This is a genomic window from Haloferax sp. Atlit-10N (assembly GCF_003586325.1).
GTDB classification, from domain to species: domain Archaea; phylum Halobacteriota; class Halobacteria; order Halobacteriales; family Haloferacaceae; genus Haloferax; species Haloferax prahovense.
In genome coordinates, this window is the sequence record NZ_PSYX01000050.1 from 1 (window position 1) to 1,062 (window position 1,062).

The 1,062-nt window shown below is 52.6% G+C and carries 1 protein-coding gene; it reads left to right on the forward strand.

The window, feature by feature from the left end; all coding sequences use genetic code 11:
- The first annotated feature begins 58 nt into the window (after positions 1 to 58).
- Positions 59 to 985 carry an HTH domain-containing protein gene (locus tag C5B91_RS21105; RefSeq protein WP_119713019.1) on the forward strand — a complete coding sequence of 309 codons (927 nt, stop codon included), beginning with the start codon at positions 59 to 61 and terminating at the stop codon, positions 983 to 985.
- The last annotated feature ends 77 nt before the right edge of the window (positions 986 to 1,062 follow it).

The window sequence follows — 1,062 nt, forward strand, 5'->3', positions numbered from 1 at the left end:
CCAAAAGTCTCATATCCGATGTAGTGCTTTATTACAAGTACATCCAATTTGAGACACCATGCTAGAGGAGAATGAGTTGCGAATCATGGCGACACTTGATTCCCCTAAAAAGCGCCGAGCACTTGCTACTGAGCTCGAATATGAGCCGGGAACCATCACGAACGCTGTGGTACATCTCGAAAAATTGGGATTGGTCACCCGTGAACGGGTGGGAAACGAGACGATAATACACCCAACGTCTGCGAAGTGCCTCGAGGTGTACCAAGACCTCACGGCAACCAACTCCCACGTTGACTTCCCGGAATTGCTAACGTCGTCGATGCTTCGTGTCCTCTATTATCTCCCCGCGGATGAACCAGTGTCGGCAGCCGAGCTTGCCCAACGAACCGAGGTGTCACGGGCAACTGTCTATCGGACGCTCAAGACGCTTACAAACCGGGCAATAGCTGTTAAGCAAGGAACGAGATACCGCCTCACCGAACAGTTCTCAGGACTTCACAAGTTCGCTGTGGAGCTCCGGCACCAACACCACCGTACGCAAGTCCAGACCGACATCGGGAGTGGAACACTTCTGTGGGAATCTTATGACGAGTTCATTGTGCGAACAGACGAGGGTGTTGACGACAGTCAGTACCTGCTGACAGGACTCGGTGCATTCAGCGAATACGGTCTGCAGTTCTTCACGCGCTCGGGGAACTATTACTTCTACTCAGAAAGCCGAGAGTCACTCTCACCGGCCGAGTTGGTCTGTCATCTACTCCTCATCGAGAACGACGCTCGCCACCGAAAGTACGCTATGCTTCTCATTACCGCAACCAACACAGCCCACGAAGACGTTCACGAAGTCGCAACATCCTACGGAGTCGTAGACATCATCTCACCTCTCTTGACGTACCTACGAACAGAAGGCGAACAGACCTCAGGCCAAACCCCACCTTGGTCTGAAATGGAATCGCTCGCTCGTGACTACGAGGTAGAAATATGACCCGCGAGTCGACGTTGGAATACACGGCGATCCGAGAACAGTTTCACGAACTCGCGAACCTGATCAACGAGCCGATT

What these genes read in the sequence shown, in the direction of transcription:
- C5B91_RS21105 (WP_119713019.1), top strand. Translation starts at nt 59, where the DNA reads ATGCTAGAGGAGAATGAGTTGCGAATCATGGCGACACTTGATTCCCCT.